The organism is Micromonospora sp. WMMD1219, assembly GCF_049315215.1.
Classification (GTDB): domain Bacteria; phylum Actinomycetota; class Actinomycetes; order Mycobacteriales; family Micromonosporaceae; genus Micromonospora; species Micromonospora tulbaghiae.
On sequence record NZ_CP186057.1, the window covers coordinates 533,388 to 556,548 of the forward strand.

Genomic DNA, 23,161 nt, shown 5'->3' on the forward strand with positions numbered 1-23,161 from the left:
GCGGCTCCTTCCACGTATGCGGTCTCACCGGTCGGCGGTGCCGGTCGGCGCACGCGATCTTATCGGCCGAGCGGCCCCGGCACCGGGCCCCGTTCGGCCCCGGTGTTCCGTCCTCCGGCCGGGCAGGTGGCGGCTACCGGGTCACGACGCGACCACCTACCGTCACGGTAACCCCGGGAGCCGGTCGGGTTCCGGCTCAGTCCGGCAAGCGGGGCAGAACGCTCGTCGCGTCCCCGCCCGCCGAGGGCTGGGGCGGAGGCAGAACGCTGGTCGCGTCCGCGCTCGCCGGTGCCGATGGTGCCGGGGCGGCCGCGGGCGCGCCGTACACGTTGCCGGCCGGGCGGGGCGGCGTCGCACCCCCATACACCGTGGGGGCCGGTCCGGGCGCGCCGGAGCGGTAGGTGGTGGTGCTGCGCGGCAGCGGGACCGGCGGGAGGTCGGCGGAGTTCCCGCCGCCGGTCCGGTCGGCGCGGTTGCGGCGCAGCAGCAGGACGATGAGGGCGGCGCCGACGAGCACCAGCCCGATACCGAACCACATGATCATGGAACCTCCGAACGACGAGTCGTCGGCCGCGGCGGTGGCCGGGGCGACGGCGGCGGCCACCGGCGACGTGCCGGTCACCTCGGCCGCCGTGGTCTCGCTCGCGCTGGGCGTCGGCGAGGGCTTTCGGGACGGGCTGGGGCTCGGCGTCCGCGGGGCACCGACCAGCCGGGCGGAGCCACCGGCCCGGCCGAGCACGTCGCCGTTCGCGGCGCTCGCCTCGGCGGCCAGTTCCAGCCGCCCGCCGACGGCCCCGGCCAGGAAGGACAACCGGTAGCGGACGGTGACGCCCTTGCCCTTGCACAACGGCCGGTCGACCGGCGCGACCGCAGCGGTGGCGACGGCGCCGTCCCCGGAGACCTGCACCGGCACCCATCGGCCCCCGGACGCCACCTGCACCCGGACCTGGTCCGCCCGCAGGCCCTCCGACCGGAGCCCGACCGCGGTACGCAGCTGCACGCAGCCGTCGGTGCGCTTACGCACCTCGACCGCCACCGTGCCCGGCGGGCCACCGGCGGTGAAGCTCTTCGCCGAGCGCAGTCCCACCCGGTCGTCGCGGGCCGACGCCGGTGACGCCGGGACGGCGATCAGGCCACCCAGCAGCGCGCCGACCATGGCCCATCGCGCCGCGTGCCGCCCTGCCGACATCTCCACCTCACCGTTGCGTCCGGACCGGATCCGCCGGTCAGGTTACTACCGGCCCCTCCGGGCACCCGCGCATCGAGCGCGCCACATGTGTGCCGCGCCACGCGATCACCGCCCGCCCAGGTCACCGCCCGATGCGCCTGCCTCGGCGAGTGCCCGCCGGCACAGCCGGTCGGCCGTACGGGTGGTCTCCGGCAGCCGGTACCGGGGCGTCAGTGCCAGTACCCGGTCCACCGCGTTGTCCAACCCCATCCGGTGCCCGACGCTCACGAAGACCGGCCGCACACCGTCCCGAGTCCGCAGCACCCGCCCGACCACGTCGCCCTCGTCACACAGGTCGGCGCTGTCCCCACGCTCGGGGCCGGGCCCCGTCCACGACCCGACGAGCGGCGTCTTACCCACCCCGATCGTCGGCAGCCCGGTCACCAGGCCCAGGTGACAGGCCAGCCCGAACCGGCGCGGGTGCGCCAGCCCGTGCCCGTCACAGACCAGCAGCTCCGGACGGGTGGTGAGCCGGTCCAGCGCGGCGAGCAACGCCGGCATCTCGCGGAACGCGAACAGCCCCGGCACGTACGGGAAGGCGGGCCGCCCCACGCACACCGCCTCGTCCACCACGTCGAGGGTGGCCGCGTCCAGGACCGTGACGGCGGCGGCGAGCAGGTCACCGTCGGGCGCGTACGCCACGTCCAGCCCGGCCACCGTCGCGGGCGCGGCGGGACCGGGCCCGGTCAGGTCCACCCGGGACCGCAACTCCTCCTGTACGCGTCTCGCCTCGGCCACGTCGGCGGGCGGCACGTAGGGCACGGGTGAACCGTCGATGGAGGGCATGAGGTTCCCGGCCGCTGTCAGGAGGCGGTGGAGGCGATGGTGGGGTCGGCGGCGGGATCGCCGGCCTGTTGGAGCTGCTCCTCGAACATCACGAAGGTCCGCCGCCGGATCCCCTTGATCAGCGCCTGCTCCGTGGGCGTCGGATATCGACGCTCTTCCCGTAGCGCGTCTTGGATCGCCCGAACGGTCTCGTAGAGAGCGAAGATCGGCCCGTCACCGCGCAGACTCAGGCCCCGCTCCTGCTCGACGTACCAGACGAACTCCTCGGCGTTGATCTCGAATATCTCGTCGTCCCTACCGAACAGCACCCTGTCCACGAGATTGCTCGCCGGCTGCCACCGGCCGGTGTCGAGTGAGAGCCGCCAGCCCGCCATGCCGCCGTCCTCCGTCCTCACCAACTTCACGGGCGAGTCGTAGTAGAGGAAGAATTTCGGTAGCACGAGGCCGGTCGGGTGCGTCACTGCTTCACGCCTCTCCCAATGTCTGCTGTACCGCGTCCCAGTAGATGCTCTGCGCGCGCCACAGCAGGCCATCCCGGATCGCCGTCTCCATCGTCGTCAGCGAACAGCCGTCCAGCTCTGCCAGGGCGTCGAGGTCGCGCCGGACCTCATACAGCGCATGCTCCCATTCGGCGACATCTTCCAAGGCTTTGAGGTGCAGGCGCAGCTCCCCTACATGCCCGTTCGAAAGGCGCAGATTGAGCAGGATGTCGCGGTAGCCACTACCGCTCGGAGCAACGAAACGATCCTTGACGTCCAGAATCGTCAACTCGGGATCATCGACGAGGCCGCCCAAGGCGTCATAGATGTCATTGAGCGTGGAGAACTCGACCTTCGCGGCAGCCAAGTCCTTGAGGCGAGAAGCATCATTGCTGTACTCGACCAGTTTGTCCCTCACCCGTTCATCACTCTTGGGCTCGTTACGCCAGCCGGGCTTTCCCCTCTCGCCCGCCAGAGCGGAGGCGATCGTTTTCAGTTCCGCCTGCGCTACGGCCGCGTCGGCACGCAGTTCGTTGATGTACGTGGCGACATAGACCGAGTCACGCTTCCTGCTCCTATCGAAGCCGTCCTGTCCGGTCGGCTGGCGCCGGGAAGCCAGATCCCGCGTCAGCCTGCGCTGGTCAGCGGTGAGCGGGGTGGGAGGCGGGTTCAGCTCGCTCGCCGATATCTGCGATTCGGGTCCGTCTCGCTCAATATCCGCCAGCACGTCCTGCAACACGTCGATGGCCTGCTGGTGGGTGGCCAGGTGGTGCAGGGTCAGCGGCCGGGCGGTCAGCGAGTTGGCGAGCTCCGGTGTCGCCAGGATCATCCGGACCAGGTCGGGCCGCTCCGCGAGCTGCCGCACCAACGTCTCGGCCAGCAGCTCCTCCCGTCGCGGCGGAGCCTCCCAGCTCTGGTCGAGCATCCGCTGCACACGCGGGTCGGCGAACAACCGGGTGAGGTCGGCCGCGGCGTCCTCGTCCAGCCCCGGTACGAGCCGCCGCAGCGTCGGCACGTCGGCGTGCTGTGCCAGCTCGACGGGCGTCACCCCGGCGGCGAAGGCGGCGTCGAGGTTCCCGCTCTGCGCGAGCGCGTCGCGCACGTAGAGCCCGGCGGCGATCCGGTCGGCGTGCGCCTGCCGGTGATCCTGGCGTACCCGGTCGGGTTCCGGCTCGACGGGTGGCGCGCTGCCCGGCAGCGGTCCGTCGGTTCGGCGGTGGATGGTGGTGGACTCGCCGAGCAGGTGGACGTGGTTGAAGTCCGGGACGTGGCCGTCGACGATCGGCGGCGGAGCCGGCGGCCGTGGCGGCGCCGGACGGGGCAGCGGCTCGGGCAGGACGTTGTAGGTGCCGGGCGGGCGGCCGGTGAGCGGCATCGGCCGCCCGTCGGGGCCGAGCACCAGCGCGTCGACGCCGACCACGTTGCCGGCTGCCGGACGGCCGCTGTGGTGGTAGATCGGCCGGTCCGCCACCAGGCCCGTCTGCGGGTCGAGGAAGAGGATCGTGCCGTTCTGGTTCAACGCCACCCACGCGTGCGAGCCGCCGCCTTCGAAGCTGGTGATGAGGAACGCGTAGCTGCCGTGGCCACCCGACGCGAGCTGCCCGTACAGGTCGCGGTAACCGCCGTCCACCAACAGCTGACGCTCCCGGCCGGTGACACCGGGCCGGTCCGGCGGGCAGAGGTTCTGGAACCGGCCGCCGGTCGTCTGCTCGACGCGAAGCGGTCCGTCCGCCTCGCCGCCCACCGGCCGGTTCACGTCGCCGTGCAGATAGCCGTCGAACGTACGCGGCGCCGCGACGCGCGGCCGTCCGTGGACCCAGGTCTCGAACAGCGACAGCGTGCAGTCGAGACAGTTGATCCCCCGGGTGGCGTCGGCCGCCGGTCCGCCGTCGTTCGCGAGGCGGAACCAGCCGCCGCGCCGGGGATCGGCGGTACGCGTCACGCTGCCGTCCGGATTGCGGGGCATCTGCCGTTCGAGGTCGGTCTGGTGCAGCGCGAGCGGAGGCCGGAGCCCTCCCCGGCGGCCGTAGGGCCGGGACCTGTCGATCGGTTCGGGGTGGCCGTGACCGGTGAGCGCCGAGTGGTCGGCCGTCTCCACCGCGCCGACGGCCAGGTCGGCCACGTCGTCGTTGATGCGGTAGAAGTCGAGGTCGTCCTCGACCATCACCTCGCGCGGCAGACGCTGGCCGACACGGACCGCCTCCACCTCGTCGACGGCTCGATAGTGCAGGCGTTCTCGCCGCCGACCCTCCCACACGTGCCGGTCGGCGAGCTCGTGCCGCCCGGCCTGGCGCAGTTCGTGGGCCTGCATGATGAGCCAACGCGCGGCCTCGTAATGCTGTTCGGCGAGATCACGCAGCTCCCTGATCTGCGCCTCCCGTCTGTTCTCCTCGTGCAAGGCACGCTGGGACTGCAGATAGCCCTGGTAGCGCCGCCGGTCCAGACCCTCCCGATCGGCCTTCAGCCGCGCGGCGCGCTGATCAGCGGTCTCACGGGACCACGCCTGGACATGGGGCGGGCCCGGGTGGGGCCCCGGGGAGTCGGTAGGAGGGCGATGCGGAGCCAAGGCCTCCAGCAGCGGAAAACGGGGGTTCGGCCCCGGTCGAGGCTCGGGCCCGACGGTCGGCGCTCCCGGATGCGGCCCCGTCTGCGGGCTGACCGGTGAGACCGGAGGCGGTCCCGCCTGACCTCCGTTGCTGACGGGGGCCGCGCGGTCCGCCGTTGGTGGCGCCGCGATCTGCGGGTGGTCGGTAGGCGGTGCAGGGAGTGTCGCCGGTGCGGCTGCCGCCTGAATCGGGTTGGTCGAGGACGGCGTGGGGTGGTCGGTCGGCGTCGCCACCGGACCCGTGCCGCTGTGGACTCCGGGCGCGGTCGACGGGGGCGTGGCGACGGGCGCGTCCGTGATCACCGAGGACAACGTGGGGCTGGTGGTGACCGCCGGACGTGCCACGTCGTGCGGGACGACATCGCTGTGCGGCGGCGTCGTCGTGGGATCCGGCGTCGGGTGGGGCAGGTCCACGGCGAGCGGGTGCGAGTTCGCTGGCTGGGGTGTGACGTGTGTGGGTGTCACGGGAACGGCACCGGCGATCGTGTCGCCGCCGCCCTGGACGATCGGCTCGGCGGCCCGCTGGGCCGGGATCAGCCCGACGGGATCGGCGGCGACCGGCACGTCCAGGCCGACCGGCGACACGGTCAACCCGCTCAGCTGCCCGTCGAGGCGACGTTGCAGAGCCGAGTCCGCCTGGTTGGTGGCGGAGCCGGTCGCGCCGGAGGCAGCCGCACGCGCCAGATCCTCCAGCGACGGGCCCTGGCCGGTCGCCAGACCCGCCGCGGTCTCGGCGAGCGTCTCTCCGGCCATCTCCCGCCCGAACCGCTCGCCGACCTCCGCGAACCGGCCGTTGGCGTGCCGGCCCAGCCCGGCCAGCGGGGCGACCGCGCCGCCGGCGAATCCGCCGAGCGCCGACGTGCTCACGTCGGTCAGGTCGAGGCCGTCCCGCCGGCCGGTGGAGTTCTGGTACGCCTGCGTGCCGAGGCTGGTGCCGGCCTCCTGACCGGCCTCCAGCAGCCCGCCGATCGCGGCCCGCCGCGCCAGCGTGCGGACACCGGACTTGGCCACCTCCTTCGCGGCCCGCTCGCCCGCCTCCTTGAGGCCCTGCTTGACCGCCTTGCGGGCGAGCTGGGCCACCAGCCGCTTGAAGATCTGCTGCACCACGACCCGCGTGGCGGTGACCGCGGCGGCCGCCGCCGGTGAGGCGGCGCCCAGGGTGAGCACTGTGGCGACCGCCAGGGACAGCAACTCGATGACCAGGATGCCCAGCTCGATCCAGGCTTCGAGCTTCGCGCCCTCGATGTCGCAGCCGCAGGAGTCGACCAGCCGCGCCAGCTCGTCGGTGGCCGCGACGAGGACGTGCAGCGGCGCGTCCTCACCCTCGGCGAGCTTGTGCCAGGCCGTGTCGAACGCGCCGGCGACCAGGCCGACTCCCCCGTACCCGCTCTTCACCTCACCGGCGGCGGTGACCGCGTCGTCGCGCGGGCGGGTCAGGACGCCTGCCACGCCGTACCACTGGTCGGCCAGATCCCAGACGGCGCGCTCGTTGCCCTCCGGCCATTCGACGCCGACCACCCAGTCGAGCGCCTCGTAGATCCAGCCGGGCAGGTCCCACGGGCAGAAGTCGAGCGGGTGCGGGATCGGGCTGGGCAGCATGCTCACGCGCGGGTCCTCCGGTGGTCAGCGCCGGGGCCGATGGGGGTTGTGCCCTTGCTGTGGGATCTTCCCGAGGTCACGGGCGTTGCTGAGGTCCGTCTCCACGGTGGCCGTGACCGAGCGGACGACGTCCGACCCGAGCACCTCCAGCGACCGGCCGAGAAGCTCCCACGCGCGTAGCAGCGTCTCGGCGTAACCCTGGTAGTGCTTGTCGAAGGCGGCGCCGATGTCGTCCCGGCCCCAGGGCCGCTGGGCGCCGGCGGCGGCGATCGGCTCGCCCGTCTCCCGCCGGGCCGCGCTCACCGCCCGCCCCGACAGCGCCAGGTCAGCGCCGCCGCGCCGGGCCCGGTCCGGGTCCAGCCAGATCTCTCCCCCGGCCACCTGTCACTCGCCGCGGGCCAGCACGGAGTCGGCCCGGCCGAGCAGCGCGCCGAAGTCATTGGTACGCAGGAACTCGATCGACGGCGAACCCGGCGGCAGGTAGCCGGACACCAACTCGCGGGTGGCGGTGGTCGCCGCGGTGGAGGCGCGCAGCACGGTCTCGGTGATCTTCCGGCTCAGCGCGCGGGCGTCCCGGTCGTGGAACGCCGCCGGGCTCACCTCGACGCTGATCAGCTCGCCCCGCGCGCCGACGACGGCGGTCACCTGGCCGTCGTCGGAGCGTTCGGTGACGCGCAGCTCGGCCAGCTTCGTCTGGAGTTCGTCCAGACCGGACCGCAGGCGCTGGTATTGGCCGTACACCTCGTCGAATCGCGCGCGTAGTGCACGGTTCGCATCCCGGTCCGCACTCTCGGCCACCGTCGCTCCCCTTCCGTCACCGTGGGTAGGGCCGACCATACCGGGTGCCACGAAATCCGTGGGGTCCGGTAATTTCAGGTGGTGATCGAGCGACAGCAGGCCGAGCAGATCGCCTCCGTGTGGGCCCGGCGGGACTCCGACCGCCTCGGTTTTCCGTGCACGCCGGAGGTCGAGGAGTTCGACCTGGGCTACGTGGTGAGTTCCATCGTGTCCACCGAGGCCCGCGCGCTACCCGGCGACCTGCCGACCACCGTGATCGACAAGGAGACCGGCGAGGTGTCCATGTGGCCGCGGGTGCCGGCCGCGGCGGTCGAGCGGATGTACCGGCAGCGGCGTCCGGCCGAGCCGCGCGCACCGCGTACCGTCGATCCGGCCGCTCAACTGCTGCGTGAACTGACCCGCCTGCCCACGCCCGGCGCGGCGGCGCACCTCACTGTCGACGGCCGGCAGCACGTAGCGCAGGGCGCGAAGGGCGACGTCGAGGTGCGTCACCACCCGCTGGTCCAGTCCTATCTGGACGAGCTGCCCGCGGGGCATCTGGTACGCGGCGGCGAGCGGCACGCCGAGATGATCGTCGTCTCCGACGCGTTGTACGAGCACGACCACCGCCGGGCCGCCGAGGGCCTGCCGCCGCTGTCCATGGAGGACGCGCGTGACCTGCTCGGCACCAGCCGGATCGAGGTCTATCGCAGTCGCGAACCGGGCGACCCTCAGGGCGGGCAAGCAGATCTTCCCTGTGACTCGTGCGTCCGGTTCCTGGTGCGGTTCGCGGTGCTGCCGTGGTCCGACCTGGCCTTCGTCGAGGAGTGGCGACCGGAGCCGCGCGAGGTCATCGAGCCTGGGCGTTTCCCGGACGAGGTCGCCCACGCCCTCATGGACGGCGGCTGGCAGATCAGCATGTTCAACGAGGCACTCGCGATGGGCGCGATGACCGAGACGAAGGATATCGCGGGACAGCACCACCGGCACGAGGCGTTCCCCGCCGCCGAGGCGGCGCTCACCGCGTTCCCGGCCGTCCTGAGCCGACGGCGCGGGCCCGGGGAGCAGGTCTGGATCAGCCGGTTCACCACGAATCCGCTGCGGGCCGCACACACCGCCGACTCTCTCGCCGACTTCGCCGCCGTCCTGGGTGCCCGCCTCTTCCCGCTCGGCAGCGAACGTCAGGAGAGCATCCTCGCGGTCGACGAGCACGGCCGGGTCTTCGCCCTCGACCAGGCCGGCGAGTGGTTCCTCGGCGCCGACATCGACGCCGCCCTCACCACCCTGCTGCTCGGCCGCGCCCCCGCCCGGGTCCGCGACGACGGCACCTGGTGAGCCGAAGGCGAGTGAGCAGAGAGCGAGTGATCAGAGGGCCACGCCGGTCAGCACCGTGACACGCGGCTCGGTGTAGTCGTCCATCGCGCTGCGCAGCCCTTCGCGCCCGACGCCGGACCCCTTCATGCCGCCGTACGGCATCTGGTCGGCCCGGTACGACGGCACGTCCCCGACGATCACGCCGCCCACTTCGAGCGTGCGCGCGGCGTCGAACGCCACGTCGAGCCGGTGGGTGAAGACGCCGGCCTGGAGCCCGTACGCGGAGTCGTTGACGGCGGCGAACGCGGCCCGGTCGTTCGTGACCGGGGCGACCACCAGCACCGGCCCGAACACCTCCTCGGCGCAGACCTTCGCGTCGGCCGGAACGCCGCTGAGCACGGTGGGCGGGTAGGTCGCGCCGTCGCGCCGCCCGCCGGTCTCGATGACCGCGCCGGCGGCGACCGCCTCGTCCACCCAGGTCTCGACGCGCTGTGCCGCCTCGACCGACACCAGCGGGCCGACGTCGGTCGACTCGGAGCGCGGGTCGCCGGTGCGCAGCGCCTGCACCGCCGCGACGAGCCGGGGCAGGAAGCCGTCGTAGAGCCATTCGTGCACGTAGACCCGCTGCACCGCGATGCAGGACTGCCCGGCCTGGTAGTTGGAGAACGTGGCGATGCGGTGCGCGGCGAAGGTGAGGTCCTCGTCCGCCGCCCAGTCCTCGCAGATGACCGCGGCGGCGTTGCCGCCGAGTTCCAGCGTGACGTGCTTGTCCGGCGCGGCCCGGCGGATGGCCGCGCCGACGGGCCCGGAGCCGGTGAACGACACGACCGGCAGTCGGGGGTCGGTGACCAGTTCGACGGCGCGCTCGTTCGGTAGCGGCAGCACCGAGAACATGCCCTCGGGCAGGTCGGTCTCGGCGAGGATCTCGCCGAGCAGCAGCGCGGTGAGCGGGGTGGCCGGTGCGGGCTTGACCACGATCGGGGTGCCGACGGCGAGCGCCGGGGCGACCTTGTGGGCCACCAGGTTGAGCGGGAAGTTGAACGGGGTGATGCCGAGCACCGGCCCGCGCGGCACGCGCCGGACCAGGGCGATCCGCCCGGTGGCGGCCGGGTCGGTGTCGAGCCGTTGCAGTTCGCCGGAGAAACGGCGGGCCTCCTCGGCGGCCCAGCGGAACGTGGAGATCGCGCGCCCCACCTCGGCCTTCGCCCACTTGACCGGCTTGCCGTTCTCGGCGGTGATCAGCGCGGCGACCTCGTCGGCCCGCTCGGCGAGCCGGCGGGAGACGTGGTCCAGGGCCGCCGCGCGGGCGTGCGCGGGCAGGGCCGCGGCCTCCGCGGCCGCCCGGGCGGCGCCCGCGACGGCGGTTTCGACCTGGTCGGCCGTGGCGAGCGTGGTACGCCCCACCGGCTGCCCGTCGTACGGGTGGGTGACTGTCAGCTCGTCCTCGCCGTGGGCGGGGCGACCGGCGACGTAGAAGGCTCTCGGCTCCACGATCGGCAGCCTAGACCACAGGCGCCCACGCGGAAACAGTTGCTCAAACCCTTGTCTGCCTCGGATTTAGTAGCCAAGATGGCAGTCAGATTGCGATAACCTCCGCTGACCCTCTCCCCGGCCACCCTCTCGGAGACTTCTGATGAGCGACCAGCAGCAGCTGCGCAACTTCGTCAACGGCGAGTACGTCGACCCGGTGGACGGCGGCTACGCCGACCTGATCGACCCGTGCACGGGCGAGGTCTTCGCCCAGGCCCCGGTCTCCGGCGCGGCGGACGTGGACGCGGCCATGAAGGCCGCCGCCGCCGCGTTCGAGACCTGGCGGGACACCACGCCGGCCGAGCGGCAGCGGGCGCTGCTGAAGTTCGCCGACGCGGTGGAGGCGCGGGCCGCCGAACTGGTCGACGCGGAGGTCCGCAACACCGGCAAGCCCCGGCAGCTCACCGCCGACGAGGAGCTGCCGCCGGCGGTGGACGAGCTGCGCTTCTTCGCCGGGGCGGCCCGCCTGCTGGAGGGGCGTTCGGCCGGCGAGTACATGGCCGGTCACACCTCGTACGTGCGGCGCGAGCCGATCGGCGTCTGCGCCCAGGTGACGCCCTGGAACTACCCGCTGATGATGGCGGTCTGGAAGATCGCCCCGGCGTTGGCGGCCGGTAACGCGGTGGTGCTGAAGCCGTCGGACACCACGCCGGTGTCGACGCTGCTGCTGGCCGAGATCGCCGCCGAGCACCTGCCGCCGGGCGTGTTCAACGTGGTCTGCGGCGACCGCGACACCGGCCGTACGCTGGTCTCCCACCCGACCCCGCAGCTCGTGTCGATCACCGGCTCGACCCGCGCGGGCATGGAGGTCGCCGCCGCGGCGGCGCCGGACCTGAAGCGGACGCACCTGGAGCTGGGCGGCAAGGCCCCGGTGGTGATCTTCGACGACGCGGATCTGGCGGCGGCGGCCGAGGCGATCGCGATGGGCGGCTACTTCAACGCCGGTCAGGACTGCACGGCGGCGACCCGCGTGCTCACCGGGCCGGGCATCCACGAGGACTTCGTGGCCGCGCTGACCGAGCAGGCCCGCAACACCCGCACCGGCGGGCCGGACGACGCCGACGTGCTCTACGGCCCGCTGAACAACGCCAACCAGCTCGCCCGGGTGAGCGGCTTCGTGGACCGCCTGCCGGACCACGCGAACGTCACCACCGGCGGGTCGCGGGTGGGCGAGCGCGGCTTCTTCTACGCCCCGACGGTGGTCTCCGGCGTACGCCAGGCCGACGAGATCATCCAGGACGAGGTGTTCGGGCCGGTCATCACCGTGCAGCGGTTCTCCGACGAGGACGAGGCGGTGCGCTGGGCGAACGGCGTCGACTACGGCCTGTCCGCCTCGGTGTGGACGCGCGACCACGGCCGGGCCATGCGGATGACGCGGCGGCTGGACTTCGGCTGCGTCTGGGTGAACACGCACATCCCGTTCGTCTCGGAGATGCCGCACGGCGGCTTCAAGCACTCCGGCCACGGCAAGGACCTGTCGGTCTACAGCCTGGAGGACTACACCCGGGTCAAGCACGTCATGCACAACATCGAGGGCTGATCGGCGATGGCAACCAGCGAGGAGTTGCACAAGCGCCGGGTGGAGGCGGTGGCGCGGGGCGTGGGAAGCACGATTCCCGCGTACGTGGACCGGGCGGGCGGCGGCACGATCACCGACGTGGACGGCCGGGAGTGGATCGACTTCGCGGCCGGCATCGCTGTCACCAACGTGGGCAACTCCGCGCCGCGCGTGGTCGAGGCGGTACGCGCGCAGGTCGAGCGGTTCACCCACACCTGCTTCATGGTCGCGCCGTACGAGTCGTACGTGGCGGTCTGCGAGCAGCTCAACGCGCTGACCCCGGGTGGTTTCGAGAAGCGCTCGGCGTTGTTCAACTCCGGCGCCGAGGCGGTGGAGAACGCGGTGAAGATCGCCCGGCACGCGACCGGGCGGCCCGCGGTGGTGGTGTTCGACCACGCGTACCACGGCCGGACCAACCTGACCATGGCGCTGACCGCGAAGAACATGCCGTACAAGCACCGGTTCGGGCCGTTCGCCGGTGAGGTGTACCGGGTGCCGATGTCGTATCCGCTGCGCGACGGCGGGCTGGACGGCGCCACCGCGGCGGCCCGGTCGATCGAGATGATCGAGAAGCAGGTGGGCGCGGAGAACGTGGCCGCGCTGCTGATCGAGCCGATCCAGGGCGAGGGCGGTTTCGTCGTACCCGCGCCGGGTTTCCTGCCGGCGTTGCGCGAGTGGGCGACGGCGGCCGGCGTGGTGTTCGTCGCCGACGAGATCCAGACCGGCTTCTGCCGCACCGGCGACTGGTTCGCCTGCGCGCACGAGGGCGTGCAGCCGGATCTGATCACGCTGGCCAAGGGCATCGCGGGCGGCCTGCCGCTGGCGGCGGTGACCGGCCGGGCGGAGCTGATGGACGCGGTGCACGTCGGCGGCCTGGGCGGCACGTACGGCGGCAACCCGATCGCCTGCGCCGCCGCGCTCGCGGCGATGGAGACGATGCGGGAGCTGGACCTGGCCGCCGCCGCGCGCCGGATCGGTGCGGTGATGGGCGAGCGGCTGGACGCGATCGCCGCCGGTGACCCGCGTGTGGCCGAGGTACGCGGCCGGGGCGCGATGCTCGCCGTGGAGATCGTGCAGCCCGGCACGCTGATCCCGGACCCGGCCGCCACGGCGGCGGTCTCGGCTGCCTGCCACGCGGCCGGGCTGCTCACGCTGACCTGCGGCACCTACGGCAACGTGCTGCGGTTCCTGCCCCCGCTGGTCATCTCCGACGACGAGCTGGGCCGGGGACTGGACATCCTGGCGGCCGCCTTCGGCTGACCCCGGACGTGGAACACCATGGGCCCGATCTCCCCCAGGACCGGCCCATGGTGTTCCGCCCGGAGGATCAGCGGAGCAGCTCGACGGTGTTACGCCGGACCAGGTTCTTGCCGGGTTCCCGGATCGCGTCCATGGCCGCCGTGTTGAGCAGCACGCAACTGCCCGACGGTCCGGTGACGGTCACGGTCACGGCCTTGTCGTTGTCCAGGTTCGTCACCCGCAGCCGGGTGCCGAGCGGGAACTGGCCGCTGGTGGCAGCGGGTGCCCCGCCCTCGGCGAAGAACGTGAGCGCGCCGGAGCAGACGCTGCCGCCGATCGGCTGCGCCGCGCCCGGGCGGGTCTCGCCCGGTTGCGCGCCGGGCGCCGGGGCGCCGGCGCCGTCGAGGCGTTCCACCACGTTGCGGCGGATGACGTTCTTGCCCGGCTCGCGTACCAGGTCCATGGCGGCGGCGTTCAGCAGCACGCAGCTCCCGGACGGCCCGGTCACTGTCACAGTGGCCACCTTGCGGTTGTCCAGGTTCGTCACCCGCAGCCGGGTGCCCACCGGGAACCGGTCGCTGGTCGCGGCCGGTGGCCCACCCTCGGCGGAGAAGGTCACCGACCCGGCGCAGACCGACCGCGCGGCCGGCGCGGTGTCCGCGAATCCCAGTCCGGTGCCCACCGAGACCGCCACCGTGGCGGTCACCGCCACAGTGGCCGCCAGCACGTGCTTACGCTGCACCCTCACGTTCTCTCCCGTCGTCGCTGTCGTTCGACGCGTGGTACGGACGGAAGGGCCGGACCGTTCACCCGGACTCGTGGACTACACCGGACCGTAGCGGGTGTGTGGCGCTCCGGTCATCAGCGCCCAGTACCGATCGCCGTAGGACCAGTGCCACCACTCCGTCGGGTAGTTCACCAATCCCGCTCCGCTCAGCGCCGCCACCAGCAGGTTCCGGTTGCGCCACGCGCTCACCGGGATGTGCCGGGCCGCGGTGAAGCAGGCGTCGGCGCTCTCCTCCGGGGTGGCGTCGAGCGCGGTGCCCATGTCCAGTTCCACACCGTCGGCGTCACACAGGGTGAGGTCGACTGCGCCGCCGGTGCTGTGCGGGGCCACCTCGACCGGCGAGACGAACTTGGTCGTCTCCCGGTGCAGCCGGTCCGCCGGCCAGTCCGGGTGGCGCCGCCGCAACTCGTCCCGGTAGCCGGTGAAGATGTCGAGCTGCGCCCGGTACGGCCGGTAACCCTCCACCACGAGCAGGCGTAGCCCGGCCGGCAGCGCGCGCTGCGCGGCCAGCAACCGGTCCGCGACACCACGCCGCACCCGGGCGTACGCCCCGGCGGGATCGGCGGCCCGCCCGTCCACCCGCAGCCCGGGCAACTCGCGCAGGTCCACCAGGGGTTCGCCGTCGTCCCGGCTGGACACCGCGGCGACCCGGGGGTCGGAGAGCAGGATCACGGCGTACCCCCGGGGTGTTCGCGCGACGGCCGGGCCGCGTGCCGGGTGAAGGCGAGCGCGACGAGCCGGTCCACCACCTCGGGGTACGCGACACCCGACTCGGCCCACACCTTCGGGTACATCGAGTGCGCGGTGAAGCCGGGCAGCGTGTTCAGCTCGTTGACGAACAGGTCGCCGCTCACCTCGTCGTAGAGGAAGTCGACCCGGGCCAGGCCCCAGCCGCCGATCGCGGTGAACGCCCGCACCGACAGCTCGCGGATCCGCTCGGTGACCTCGTCCGGCAGCGGCGCCGGGACGATCATCGGGTCGGCGTCGCCGAAGTACTTCTGCCGGTAGTCGAACCAGCCGCCCGCGACGCGGACCTCGCCGACCGCCGACGCCTCCGGCTGCCAGCCGCCGAGCACGCCGCACTCCAGTTCCCGGCCGGTCACGCCCTGCTCGACGAGCACCACGTGGTCGTGCCGGAACGCCTCTTCCACCGCCGCCACCAGGTCGTCGCCCTCGGCGACCCGGGAGATCCCGATCGAGGAGCCCATCCGGGCGGGCTTGACGAACAGCGGCCCGCGCAGCCCGACCACCAGCTTCTCCGGGTCGGACGCGGCCCGCCAGGTCGGTTCGTCGAACCAGACGTACGGCGTGGTCGGCACGTCCTCGGCGCGCAGCGCCCGCTTCATCGCCACCTTGTCCATGCCGACGGCGGAGGCGAGGATGCCGCACCCGACGTACGGCACACCGAGCGATTCCAGCAGCCCCTGCACCACGCCGTCCTCGCCGTACGGGCCGTGCAGCACCGGGAACACCACGTCCAGTTCGGCGTGCACAGTGGCCGGGGCGTCGGCCGCGCTGACCGCCACAGTGCCGGCGGCTGCCCCGCGCCGCAGCTCCACCGCCTCGCCGGTGACCGGCAGCCGGTCGTCGATCGCCCGTCCGCCCGCCACCGTCCCGAGGTGCTGGGCGAGCACCGGCTCCGGCAGCAGCCGGATCCCCCCGGTACGCGTGATGCCGAGCGCCACCACCCGGTGCCCCTGCTCCGCGAGGGCGCGGGCCACGCCGAGCGCCGAGGCGCAGGAGACCTCGTGTTCCGCCGACGGGCCTCCGAACAGGACACCGATCCGCACTGTCGACCTCATGCCGCAACTCCCACAGTCATCCGGTCGCCCGCCAGCCGGGCCACCAGGTCCGCTTCCACGTTTCCGCCGGTCAGCACCACGCCGACCGTCAGTTGCCGCCCGCCGTCCGACGGCCGGGCTTCGGTCCCGCCGCCGCTGGGACGCGCCATCTCGCCCAGCCGCAGCGCGCCGGCCAGCGCGGCCGCGCCGGACGGCTCGACGAGCACCTTGAGGTCCAGCAGGAGCAGCCGGAACGCCTCGACGATCGCGTCGTCGTCGACCCGGACCACCCCCCGCACCGCGGTCCGGGCCACCGCGAACGGCAGGTCGCCGACGCACCCGGGACGTAGCCCGTCGGCCAGGCTCGGCGCCGGGGCGACGGGTGTGGGCCGTCCGGCGGCCAGGCTGCGCGCGAGCGAGTCGCACCCGACCGGCTCCACGCCGTACACCTGGATCGGAGTTCCGGCCGCGGCCAGGCAGGCCCCGGCGATGCCGCCACCCCCGCCCACCGGCACCACGAGCGCGTCCAGCGGAGTGCCGCGCCGCGCCGCCTCCTCGATCAGTTCCAGGCTCGCGCTGCCCTGCCCGGCCACCACGTCCGGGTGGTCGTACGCGTCGACGAGCGGGTGGCCCTCCACCTCGGCGATCCGCCGGGCGACGGCCAGACGCTCCTCCACAGTGGTGCCGGCCCGCACCACCCGCGCCCCGGCCGCCCGTGCCCGGTCCACCTTGACCGGCGCGGCGTCCACCGGCAGCACGACAGTGGCGGCGACACCGTGCCGGCGGGCGGCGAGCGCGACCGCTACCGCGTGGTTGCCGGTGCTCTGCGCGACCACCCCGGTGTGCCCGGCGGCGGCGAGCCGGCCCACCGCCAGCATCGCGCCGCGCATCTTGTACGAGCCGCCGTCCTGGAGGTTCTCCGCCTTGAGCAGGACGCGGGTGCCGGCCAGGCGGTCGATCGCCGGGCTGTGCAGCACGGGAGTACGGACCACCCGGCCGGACAGGGCGCGCGCGGCCTCCTCGACATGTGTTCGGTCCGGCAGCGCCGGCACGTCGATTCGGGACATGGTCTCTCCTTCGGGATTCGAGTGGGCGCGGCGGCGCGGCAGGTCGAACAGCCAGTGCGCGCCGAGCGCGGTCAGGCAGCGGTGCGCGGCGAGGCTCAGTGCCAGCACGAGCGCGGTGAGCAGGACCGGGTAGACGGTCACGAGCAGCGCCCGGGCGGGACCGGCCAGCCCGGCCACCGGCGCGGCGAGCAGCCGGTCCAGCAGCGCCAGCACCGGCATGTGGATCACGTAGACACCAAGCGTGCGGCGGCCCAGCCGGGCCAGTGCCGGACCGGCCACGCGGTGCCGGGCCAGCCGGGCGGCGGCGGTCAGCCCGAACGCCACAGCGAGCACGGAGACGAGCAGGTACACGCCGGGCCACCTCTGCGCACCGGCGAACGCCATGACGGCCAGCCCGACCGCGTACGCGGCGCCGGTGCCGGCGAGCCGCCGGGTGCTCGCGCCGTCCGCCCACCGCGTGAGGTACGGCCGCAGGTGCACACCGGCCAGGAAGAACACCAGGTTCTGGTAGACCTGCCCCCGGTTGCCGGGACTGTCCAGCAGCCCGGTGGCGGCCACCGCGGACAGCGCGCCCGCGGCGGTCAGCAGGACCGCCGGGTGCACCCGGCGCAGCGCCTTCGCGATCGCGAAGTAGAGCGCCAGCGCGTACAGGTACCACAGGTTCGAGGGCGTCACGGTGAGCTGGGCCAGCAGTTCACCGGGGTCGGTGGCCCGGTCGGTCGGGAAACCGGGCGCCGGCGCCAGCAGGACGGTGTGGATGAGCAGCCAGACCGCGTAGAGGTAGAGGTTCCGGGCGATCCGGGGCCGCCCGGACACCCGCCACGGGCGGGCCACGGCGTTCGCCGCGAAGACGCCGGAGATCGCGAAGAACAACGGCATCCGCAGCGGCAGCAACTGCTCGCCGAGCAGCCCCCACGCGCCCGGCACCGGCAGGCCGACCCGCCAGTCGATGCGCAGGTAGTCCTTGACGACGACGTGCCAGAGCACCACGAGCACGATGCAGGCGCCCTTGGCCACGTCGGCCCAGACCACCCGGCCGTCGGGCGGTGCGTTCCCCTCGGTGCGGGTCGGCACTGCGGTCTCCTCTCGGCCGTCTTCGGGGCGGGCGGCGGTGCCGCGGTCCCGTTCTCGGGCAGGTGTCATCGCGGGACGCCGCGACGCGGCTCCCGGAGGTCGTGTGTGAGATGTCAGCCCACGGAGGGCAGGTGGACGTCGACCCGCAGGCCGCCGTCCTCACCCGGGCGGGCGGCGATGATGCCGCCGTGCGCCTGGGTGATGGAGCGGGCGATGGCCAGGCCGAGCCCGGCACCGCCGCCCTGGTTGGTCCGGTCCCGGGCGAGGCGCCGGAACGGCTCGAACAGCCCGTCGACCGCTTCGGCGGGGACGTTCTGCCCGCTGTTGGTGACTGTCAGCGCGGGGTCGCCGCCGACTGTGACGACGAGCCGTCCGCCCTCGCGGTTGTACTTGATGCCGTTCTCCACCAGGTTCGTGACCAGGCGTTCCAGCAGTACCCGTTCGCCGGTCACGATCCGGGGCGACAGCCGGCTCTCCACTGTCACGCCGGCCTCGGCGGCCCGGTCGGCGTACGCGGCCAGCACGCCGGTGACGATCTGTTCGAGGCGTTGCGGGGTGGAGGACCGCAGGCCCTGGTCGCTCTCGCTGAGCGCGAGCAGCCCTTCGATCAGCCGCTCGTTGCGTTCGTTCGTGGCGAGCAGTTGGGCGGTCAGCAGTTCCAGTTGCTCGCCGGTGAGCGACTGGGCCATGCCGACCTCGATCAGGGTGCGCTGCACCGCGAGCGGCGTACGCAGCTCGTGCGAGGCGTTCGCGGCGAACCGCCGCTGCCCCTCGTACCCGGCGGTGACCCGGTCCAGCATGTCGTCGATCGCGCGGCTGAGCCCGGCCAGCTCGTCCCGGCCGCCGCGGCGGATCCGGTAGCCGAGGTTCTGCGGCCCCAGGTTCGCGATCGGGGCGGCCAGGTCGTGCACCGGGCGCAGGCACCAGCGGGCAGCACCCCACACCGCGAATCCGGCGGCCACCAGCACCAGCAACTGGGTCACCAGCGGCAGCAGCGGCACGAACGGACGGCCCGGCTCGCACACCGCGCCGATCGTGGCCAGGCCGCAGAACCACTGGGCCTGCCCCCACACCAGTTCGAGCAGCGACTTGACCATGTTGGGCACGAAGAACCCGGCGAGCAGGGCAAGCACCCCGACCAGCAGGATGCGACGGCGGGGGCTCACTCCGGCGCGCCGATCCGGTAGCCGGCCTTCGGCACGGTGTGGATGACCGACGGCTGGCCGAGCTTCTTGCGTAGGGTCATCACCGTCACCCGGACCGCGTTGGTGAACGGGTCGGCGAACTCGTCCCACGCCTGTTCCAGCAGCTCCTCGGCGCTCACCACCCGGCCGCCGGCCCGCATCAGCACGTGCAGGACGCCGAACTCCTTCGGGCTCAGCCCGAGCGCGCGGCCGTCCCGGGTCGCGGTGTGCCGGGCCACGTCGAGCACCACGCCGTGCCGCTCCAGCACCGGCGGGAGCGCCGGGGTGGACCGGCGGCCCAGCGCCTGCACCCGGGCCACCAGCTCGGCGAACGCGAACGGCTTGGTCAGGTAGTCGTCGGCGCCCAGCCCGAGACCGGCGACCCGGTCCCGGATGCCGGCGGCGGCCGTGAGCAGCAGCACGCGGGTGCCGGCATCGGACCCGGCCAGGCTCCGGCACACCTCGTCGCCGGTGGCACCGGGCATGTCCCGGTCCAGCACCGCCACGTCGTACCGGTTGACCCCGATCCGTTCCAGCGCGCCGTCGCCGTCGTAGCAGACGTCCACCGCCATGGAGAACCGCCGCAACCCCTCGGCGACCGTGTCCGCCAAGAGCCGCTCGTCGTCCGCCACCAGCACCCGCACCCTTGCGCTCCCCCGTGTCTTCCCTGGTTGTCCGGCACACCTTCGCAGGCCGGAGTTAAGGGTTCCGTAAGCGTCCGCAGCAGCCATCCTCCACGCGGGCCGGGCTGCGACAACCGGCGCAGAGCCGTCTGGGCCGTTCGTCCGGTCCTCGGGCGGCGCGAGCACAGCTGAAGTGACCCGGATCACGCATTGGCGCTCGGGGGTGAGGTGGGTCACGATGGGTGGAAGGAGGCGCTGGTGGCTGACCCGTGGCTCGCCCTGGAGTTCGGCGCGGATCCGGCGGAACGGATCGCGCAGGTCGGTGCCGCCCACGAGGCGTTCCTCACCAGGGGCGCCACCGGCGGCGTCCGGGACGTGGTCGCCCGTTCCTGGGAGCGGTCCGCGCTGCTCGACCCGGAGGCCACCGCACCGGTCGACCTCACCGACGACGCGCTGGAGACCTACCGCGCCGCGCACCCGCTGGCCCGGGTGATGCCGCTCTTCCGCGACCTGCTCGGCGGCATCGCGCAGGACGGCGCGCACCTGATGGCGGTCTGCGACGCCGCCGGCCGGCTGCTCTGGGTGGAGGGCCATCCCGGGGTGCTGCGGCACGCCGAGCGGATGAACTTCGTACCCGGCGCCCGCTGGGACGAGGCGCACGCCGGCACGAACGCCCCCGGCACCGCCCTCGCCGTCGACCACGGCGTGCAGATCTTCGCCACCGAGCACTTCGTCCGGCCGGTGCAGCGCTGGACCTGCGCCGCCGCGCCGGTCCACGACCCGGTCAGCGGCGCGCTGCTCGGGGCCGTCGACATCACCGGCGGGGACCACCTGGCCAACCCGCAGAGCCTCGCGCTGGTGCGGGCCACCGCCCGGGCCGCCGAGGCGTTCCTGGCCGGGGCCGCGCCCGCCGCGCCGGAGGTGGCGTACGTGTCGGCGCTCGGGCGCGACGAGGCGGAGCTGCGCGTCGGCGGCCGGCGCATCCGGCTCGGCCGGCGGCACAGCGAACTGCTGGTGCTGCTCGTCGACCACCCCGAGGGGCGCACCGGGGAACAGCTCGGCCTCGATCTCTACGGCGACGACCGGCGGCACCCGGTCACGTTGCGCGCCGAGCTGTCCCGGCTGCGCCGCGTGCTGGGCGAGGAGTTGCTCGACTCCCGCCCGTACCGGCTGCGGCCGACTGTGCGCGCCGACTTCCGTACCGTCACCGAACTGCTCGAACGTGGCGATCCGGCGGCGGCGCTGCGCGCGTACCCCGGGCCTCTGCTGCCCGGGTCGGACGCGCCGGGAGTGGCGCGACTACGCCGACTGGTCGACGGCCAGCTGCGCGCCGCGGTGCTGGCCGGCGCCGACCCGGGGCTGCTCGCGGCCTGGACCGCGACGGCGGCCGGGGCCGACGACCTCGCCGCGTGGCAGGCCCTGGCCCGGGCGCTGCCGCCGGGCGCGCCCCGCCGGCCGCTCGCCCTCGCGCGGGCCCGCCAGCTCGCCGAGGAGTACGCGCTGCCGCGCGCAACGTTCCTGCAACGTCGCGGAAACTAGCCTGCCCGCCATCCACCCCAGACGGACGGCGGAGGTACCCATGACGCGCTACGACGCCCCCACCCACTGGCAGTCCCGCTACGACCACTACATCGGCGGCGAGTACGTGAAGCCGCACGGTGGCAAGTACTTCGAGAACCCGACCCCGGTGACCGGGCAGACCTTCTGCGAGGTGGCCCGGGGCACCGCCGAGGACGTGGAGAAGGCGCTCGACGCGGCGCACGGCGCGGCCGACGCGTGGGGCCACACATCGGTCGCCGAGCGTTCGCTGATCCTCAACCGGATCGCCGACCGCATGCAGGACAACCTGGAGTCCCTCGCGATCGCCGAGACGTGGGAGAACGGCAAGCCGGTACGCGAGACGCTCGCCGCCGACATCCCGCTCGCGATCGACCACTTCCGCTACTTCGCCGGGGCGATCCGGGCGCAGGAGGGTTCGCTCGGCGAACTCGACGACGACACGGTGGCCTACCACTTCCACGAGCCGCTCGGTGTGGTCGGGCAGATCATCCCGTGGAACTTCCCGATCCTCATGGCGGTGTGGAAGCTCGCCCCGGCGCTGGCCGCCGGCAACGCGGTCGTGCTCAAGCCGGCCGAGCAGACGCCCGCCTCGATCCACTATCTGCTCTCGCTGATCGGCGACCTGCTGCCAGCCGGCGTGCTCAACGTGGTGAACGGCTTCGGCGTCGAGGCGGGCAAGCCGCTCGCGTCCTCGTCGCGGGTGGCGAAGGTGGCGTTCACCGGCGAGACCACCACCGGGCGGCTGATCATGCAGTACGCCAGCGAGAACATCAAGCCGGTCACGCTGGAACTGGGCGGCAAGAGCCCGAACATCTTCTTCGACGACGTCAGCGCCGCCTCCGACGACTTCCTGGACAAGGCCCTGGAAGGCTTCACCATGTTCGCGCTCAACCAGGGCGAGGTGTGCACCTGCCCGTCCCGGGCGCTCATCCAGCAGGGCCACTACTCCGACTTCCTCGCCGCCGCCGTCGAGCGGACGAAGGCGGTCAAGCAGGGGCACCCGCTGGACACCGACACGATGGTCGGCGCGCAGGCGTCCAACGACCAGCTGGAGAAGATCCTGTCCTACCTGGACATCGGGCGGCAGGAGGGCGCCCGCGTGCTGACCGGCGGCGAGCGGGCCGACCTCGGCGGCGAGCTGTCCGGCGGCTACTACGTCCAGCCGACGGTCTTCGAGGGCGACAACTCGATGCGGATCTTCCAGGAGGAGATCTTCGGCCCGGTGGTCTCGGTGACCTCGTTCGCCGACCTGGACGACGCCGTGAAGATCGCCAACGACACGCTGTACGGGCTCGGCGCGGGCGTGTGGACCCGGGACCTCAACACCGCGTACCGGGCCGGGCGGGCGATCCAGGCCGGCCGGGTGTGGACGAACTGCTACCACGCCTACCCGGCGCACGCGGCGTTCGGCGGCTACAAGCAGTCCGGCATCGGCCGGGAGAACCACAAGATGATGCTGGAGCACTACCAGCAGACCAAGAACCTGCTGGTCAGCTACTCGCCGAAGAAGCTGGGCTTCTTCTGATGGCTGACCCGGTGACCCTGACCCCCGCGGCGGCCGACCTGATCCGGTCGCTGCGGGGGCAGCACGGCCCGCTGATGTTCCACCAGTCCGGCGGCTGCTGCGACGGCAGCGCCCCGATGTGCTACCCGGCCGGCGAGTTCCGCACCGGCGGCTCGGACGTGCTGCTCGCCTCGCTCACCGTCGACGGGGTGCCCGAGCCGGTGGAGTTCTGGATGTCGAAGGCCCAGTGGGAGCTGTGGCAGCACACCCGGCTCACCGTCGACGTGGTGCCCGGCCGGGGCAGCGGCTTCTCCCTGGAGGCCCCGGAGGGAGTGCGCTTCCTCATCCGCTCCCACCTGAACCGCTGATCTGTCCGAGATCTTGCAGCTCGTGGGCATCGCGGCGGTGGGATGCTGACGCCGTCCAGTTCGGAGTCCGCGTCCCACCACCGCCCGACAGGAGTCCG

Annotated in this window: 19 protein-coding genes; 6 read left to right on the top strand and 13 right to left on the bottom strand. The window is 73.1% G+C overall.

The window, feature by feature from the left end:
* Positions 1-196: 196 nt before the first annotated feature.
* From ACN27C_RS02520 to ACN27C_RS02545, 6 genes are all read right to left on the bottom strand, one after another.
* Positions 197-1,189: a hypothetical protein gene (locus ACN27C_RS02520; protein WP_422750346.1), complete on the bottom strand. Its 993-nt coding sequence runs from the start codon at positions 1,187-1,189 to the stop codon at positions 197-199.
* Positions 1,190-1,294: 105 nt separating this feature from the next.
* Positions 1,295-2,014 (bottom strand): deoxyribonuclease V, encoded by a 720-nt coding sequence (nfi, locus tag ACN27C_RS02525; RefSeq protein ID WP_358169584.1) that lies wholly within the window; start codon positions 2,012-2,014, stop codon positions 1,295-1,297.
* A 17-nt stretch (positions 2,015-2,031) separates the two neighbouring features.
* Entirely contained in the window at positions 2,032-2,475 is a 444-nt protein-coding gene (locus ACN27C_RS02530) for a hypothetical protein (protein ID WP_422750347.1), read from the bottom strand.
* A 4-nt stretch (positions 2,476-2,479) separates the two neighbouring features.
* Positions 2,480-6,697 (bottom strand): toxin glutamine deamidase domain-containing protein, encoded by a 4,218-nt coding sequence (locus ACN27C_RS02535; RefSeq protein ID WP_422751565.1) that lies wholly within the window; start codon positions 6,695-6,697, stop codon positions 2,480-2,482.
* Positions 6,698-6,721: 24 nt separating this feature from the next.
* Positions 6,722-7,078, bottom strand: coding sequence for a hypothetical protein (locus ACN27C_RS02540; RefSeq protein ID WP_121685201.1), 357 nt, complete (start codon positions 7,076-7,078; stop codon positions 6,722-6,724).
* A gap of 3 nt (positions 7,079-7,081) precedes the next feature.
* Positions 7,082-7,495, bottom strand: a complete 414-nt coding sequence (locus ACN27C_RS02545; RefSeq protein ID WP_121685202.1) for a YbaB/EbfC family nucleoid-associated protein — start codon at positions 7,493-7,495, stop codon at positions 7,082-7,084.
* 78 nt (positions 7,496-7,573) lie between these two features.
* Between ACN27C_RS02545 and ACN27C_RS02550 the strand changes: the two genes are divergently transcribed.
* Positions 7,574-8,809 (top strand): SUKH-3 domain-containing protein, encoded by a 1,236-nt coding sequence (locus ACN27C_RS02550; RefSeq protein WP_422750348.1) that lies wholly within the window; start codon positions 7,574-7,576, stop codon positions 8,807-8,809.
* A 30-nt stretch (positions 8,810-8,839) separates the two neighbouring features.
* Here ACN27C_RS02550 and ACN27C_RS02555 read toward each other — a convergent pair whose 3' ends face one another.
* Entirely contained in the window at positions 8,840-10,279 is a 1,440-nt protein-coding gene (locus tag ACN27C_RS02555) for an aldehyde dehydrogenase family protein (protein ID WP_422750349.1), read from the bottom strand.
* Between the two features lie 142 nt (positions 10,280-10,421).
* Between ACN27C_RS02555 and ACN27C_RS02560 the strand changes: the two genes are divergently transcribed.
* Both ACN27C_RS02560 and gabT read left to right on the top strand, forming a co-directional pair.
* The gene (locus ACN27C_RS02560) at positions 10,422-11,858 is read left to right on the top strand and encodes a gamma-aminobutyraldehyde dehydrogenase (protein ID WP_350817264.1); all 1,437 of its coding nucleotides are present in this window, start codon (positions 10,422-10,424) and stop codon (positions 11,856-11,858) included.
* Positions 11,859-11,864: 6 nt separating this feature from the next.
* Positions 11,865-13,136 carry a 4-aminobutyrate--2-oxoglutarate transaminase gene (gabT, locus tag ACN27C_RS02565; protein ID WP_422750350.1) on the top strand — a complete coding sequence of 424 codons (1,272 nt, stop codon included), beginning with the start codon at positions 11,865-11,867 and terminating at the stop codon, positions 13,134-13,136.
* Positions 13,137-13,203: 67 nt separating this feature from the next.
* On the opposite strand, the gene ACN27C_RS02570 is transcribed toward gabT, so the two are convergent.
* The 6 genes from ACN27C_RS02570 to ACN27C_RS02595 all read right to left on the bottom strand — a co-directional run bounded on the left by ACN27C_RS02570 (position 13,204) and on the right by ACN27C_RS02595 (position 19,652).
* On the bottom strand, positions 13,204-13,863 hold the full coding sequence (locus ACN27C_RS02570) for a hypothetical protein (protein ID WP_422750351.1): 660 nt from the start codon (positions 13,861-13,863) through the stop codon (positions 13,204-13,206).
* A 75-nt stretch (positions 13,864-13,938) separates the two neighbouring features.
* Positions 13,939-14,574 carry a M15 family metallopeptidase gene (locus ACN27C_RS02575; protein ID WP_364814853.1) on the bottom strand — a complete coding sequence of 212 codons (636 nt, stop codon included), beginning with the start codon at positions 14,572-14,574 and terminating at the stop codon, positions 13,939-13,941.
* Entirely contained in the window at positions 14,571-15,704 is a 1,134-nt protein-coding gene (locus ACN27C_RS02580) for a D-alanine--D-alanine ligase family protein (RefSeq protein ID WP_422750352.1), read from the bottom strand. The genes ACN27C_RS02575 and ACN27C_RS02580 overlap by 4 nt, the downstream gene beginning before the upstream one ends.
* Entirely contained in the window at positions 15,701-17,824 is a 2,124-nt protein-coding gene (locus tag ACN27C_RS02585; RefSeq protein WP_422750353.1) for a pyridoxal-phosphate dependent enzyme, read from the bottom strand. Before ACN27C_RS02585 ends, ACN27C_RS02580 begins: the two co-directional genes overlap by 4 nt.
* A gap of 113 nt (positions 17,825-17,937) precedes the next feature.
* A complete protein-coding gene (locus ACN27C_RS02590; RefSeq protein WP_357897932.1) occupies positions 17,938-18,990 on the bottom strand; it encodes a sensor histidine kinase in 1,053 nt (350 codons plus the stop codon).
* Positions 18,987-19,652: a response regulator transcription factor gene (locus tag ACN27C_RS02595; RefSeq protein ID WP_120571538.1), complete on the bottom strand. Its 666-nt coding sequence runs from the start codon at positions 19,650-19,652 to the stop codon at positions 18,987-18,989. Before ACN27C_RS02595 ends, ACN27C_RS02590 begins: the two co-directional genes overlap by 4 nt.
* Before the next feature lie 237 nt (positions 19,653-19,889).
* Between ACN27C_RS02595 and ACN27C_RS02600 the strand changes: the two genes are divergently transcribed.
* Genes ACN27C_RS02600 through ACN27C_RS02610 form a run of 3 tightly spaced genes read left to right on the top strand, consistent with a single transcriptional unit; the run spans position 19,890 to position 23,063 of the window.
* Positions 19,890-21,170: a transcriptional regulator gene (locus ACN27C_RS02600; protein ID WP_357897936.1), complete on the top strand. Its 1,281-nt coding sequence runs from the start codon at positions 19,890-19,892 to the stop codon at positions 21,168-21,170.
* A gap of 40 nt (positions 21,171-21,210) precedes the next feature.
* Positions 21,211-22,716 (top strand): aldehyde dehydrogenase, encoded by a 1,506-nt coding sequence (adh, locus tag ACN27C_RS02605; RefSeq protein ID WP_422750354.1) that lies wholly within the window; start codon positions 21,211-21,213, stop codon positions 22,714-22,716.
* Positions 22,716-23,063: a DUF779 domain-containing protein gene (locus ACN27C_RS02610; RefSeq protein ID WP_121685212.1), complete on the top strand. Its 348-nt coding sequence runs from the start codon at positions 22,716-22,718 to the stop codon at positions 23,061-23,063. The genes adh and ACN27C_RS02610 overlap by 1 nt, the downstream gene beginning before the upstream one ends.
* Positions 23,064-23,161 lie beyond the last annotated feature (98 nt).

Excerpts from the sequence above, each read along its gene's own strand:
- ACN27C_RS02520 (WP_422750346.1), bottom strand. The coding sequence starts at position 1,189 with ATGTCGGCAGGGCGGCACGCGGCGCGATGGGCCATGGTCGGCGCGCTG.
- nfi (WP_358169584.1), bottom strand. The coding sequence starts at position 2,014 with ATGCCCTCCATCGACGGTTCACCCGTGCCCTACGTGCCGCCCGCCGAC.
- ACN27C_RS02535 (WP_422751565.1), bottom strand. The coding sequence starts at position 6,697 with ATGCTGCCCAGCCCGATCCCGCACCCGCTCGACTTCTGCCCGTGGGAC.
- ACN27C_RS02560 (WP_350817264.1), top strand. The coding sequence starts at position 10,422 with ATGAGCGACCAGCAGCAGCTGCGCAACTTCGTCAACGGCGAGTACGTC.
- gabT (WP_422750350.1), top strand. The coding sequence starts at position 11,865 with ATGGCAACCAGCGAGGAGTTGCACAAGCGCCGGGTGGAGGCGGTGGCG.
- ACN27C_RS02580 (WP_422750352.1), bottom strand. The coding sequence starts at position 15,704 with ATGAGGTCGACAGTGCGGATCGGTGTCCTGTTCGGAGGCCCGTCGGCG.
- adh (WP_422750354.1), top strand. The coding sequence starts at position 21,211 with ATGACGCGCTACGACGCCCCCACCCACTGGCAGTCCCGCTACGACCAC.
- ACN27C_RS02610 (WP_121685212.1), top strand. The coding sequence starts at position 22,716 with ATGGCTGACCCGGTGACCCTGACCCCCGCGGCGGCCGACCTGATCCGG.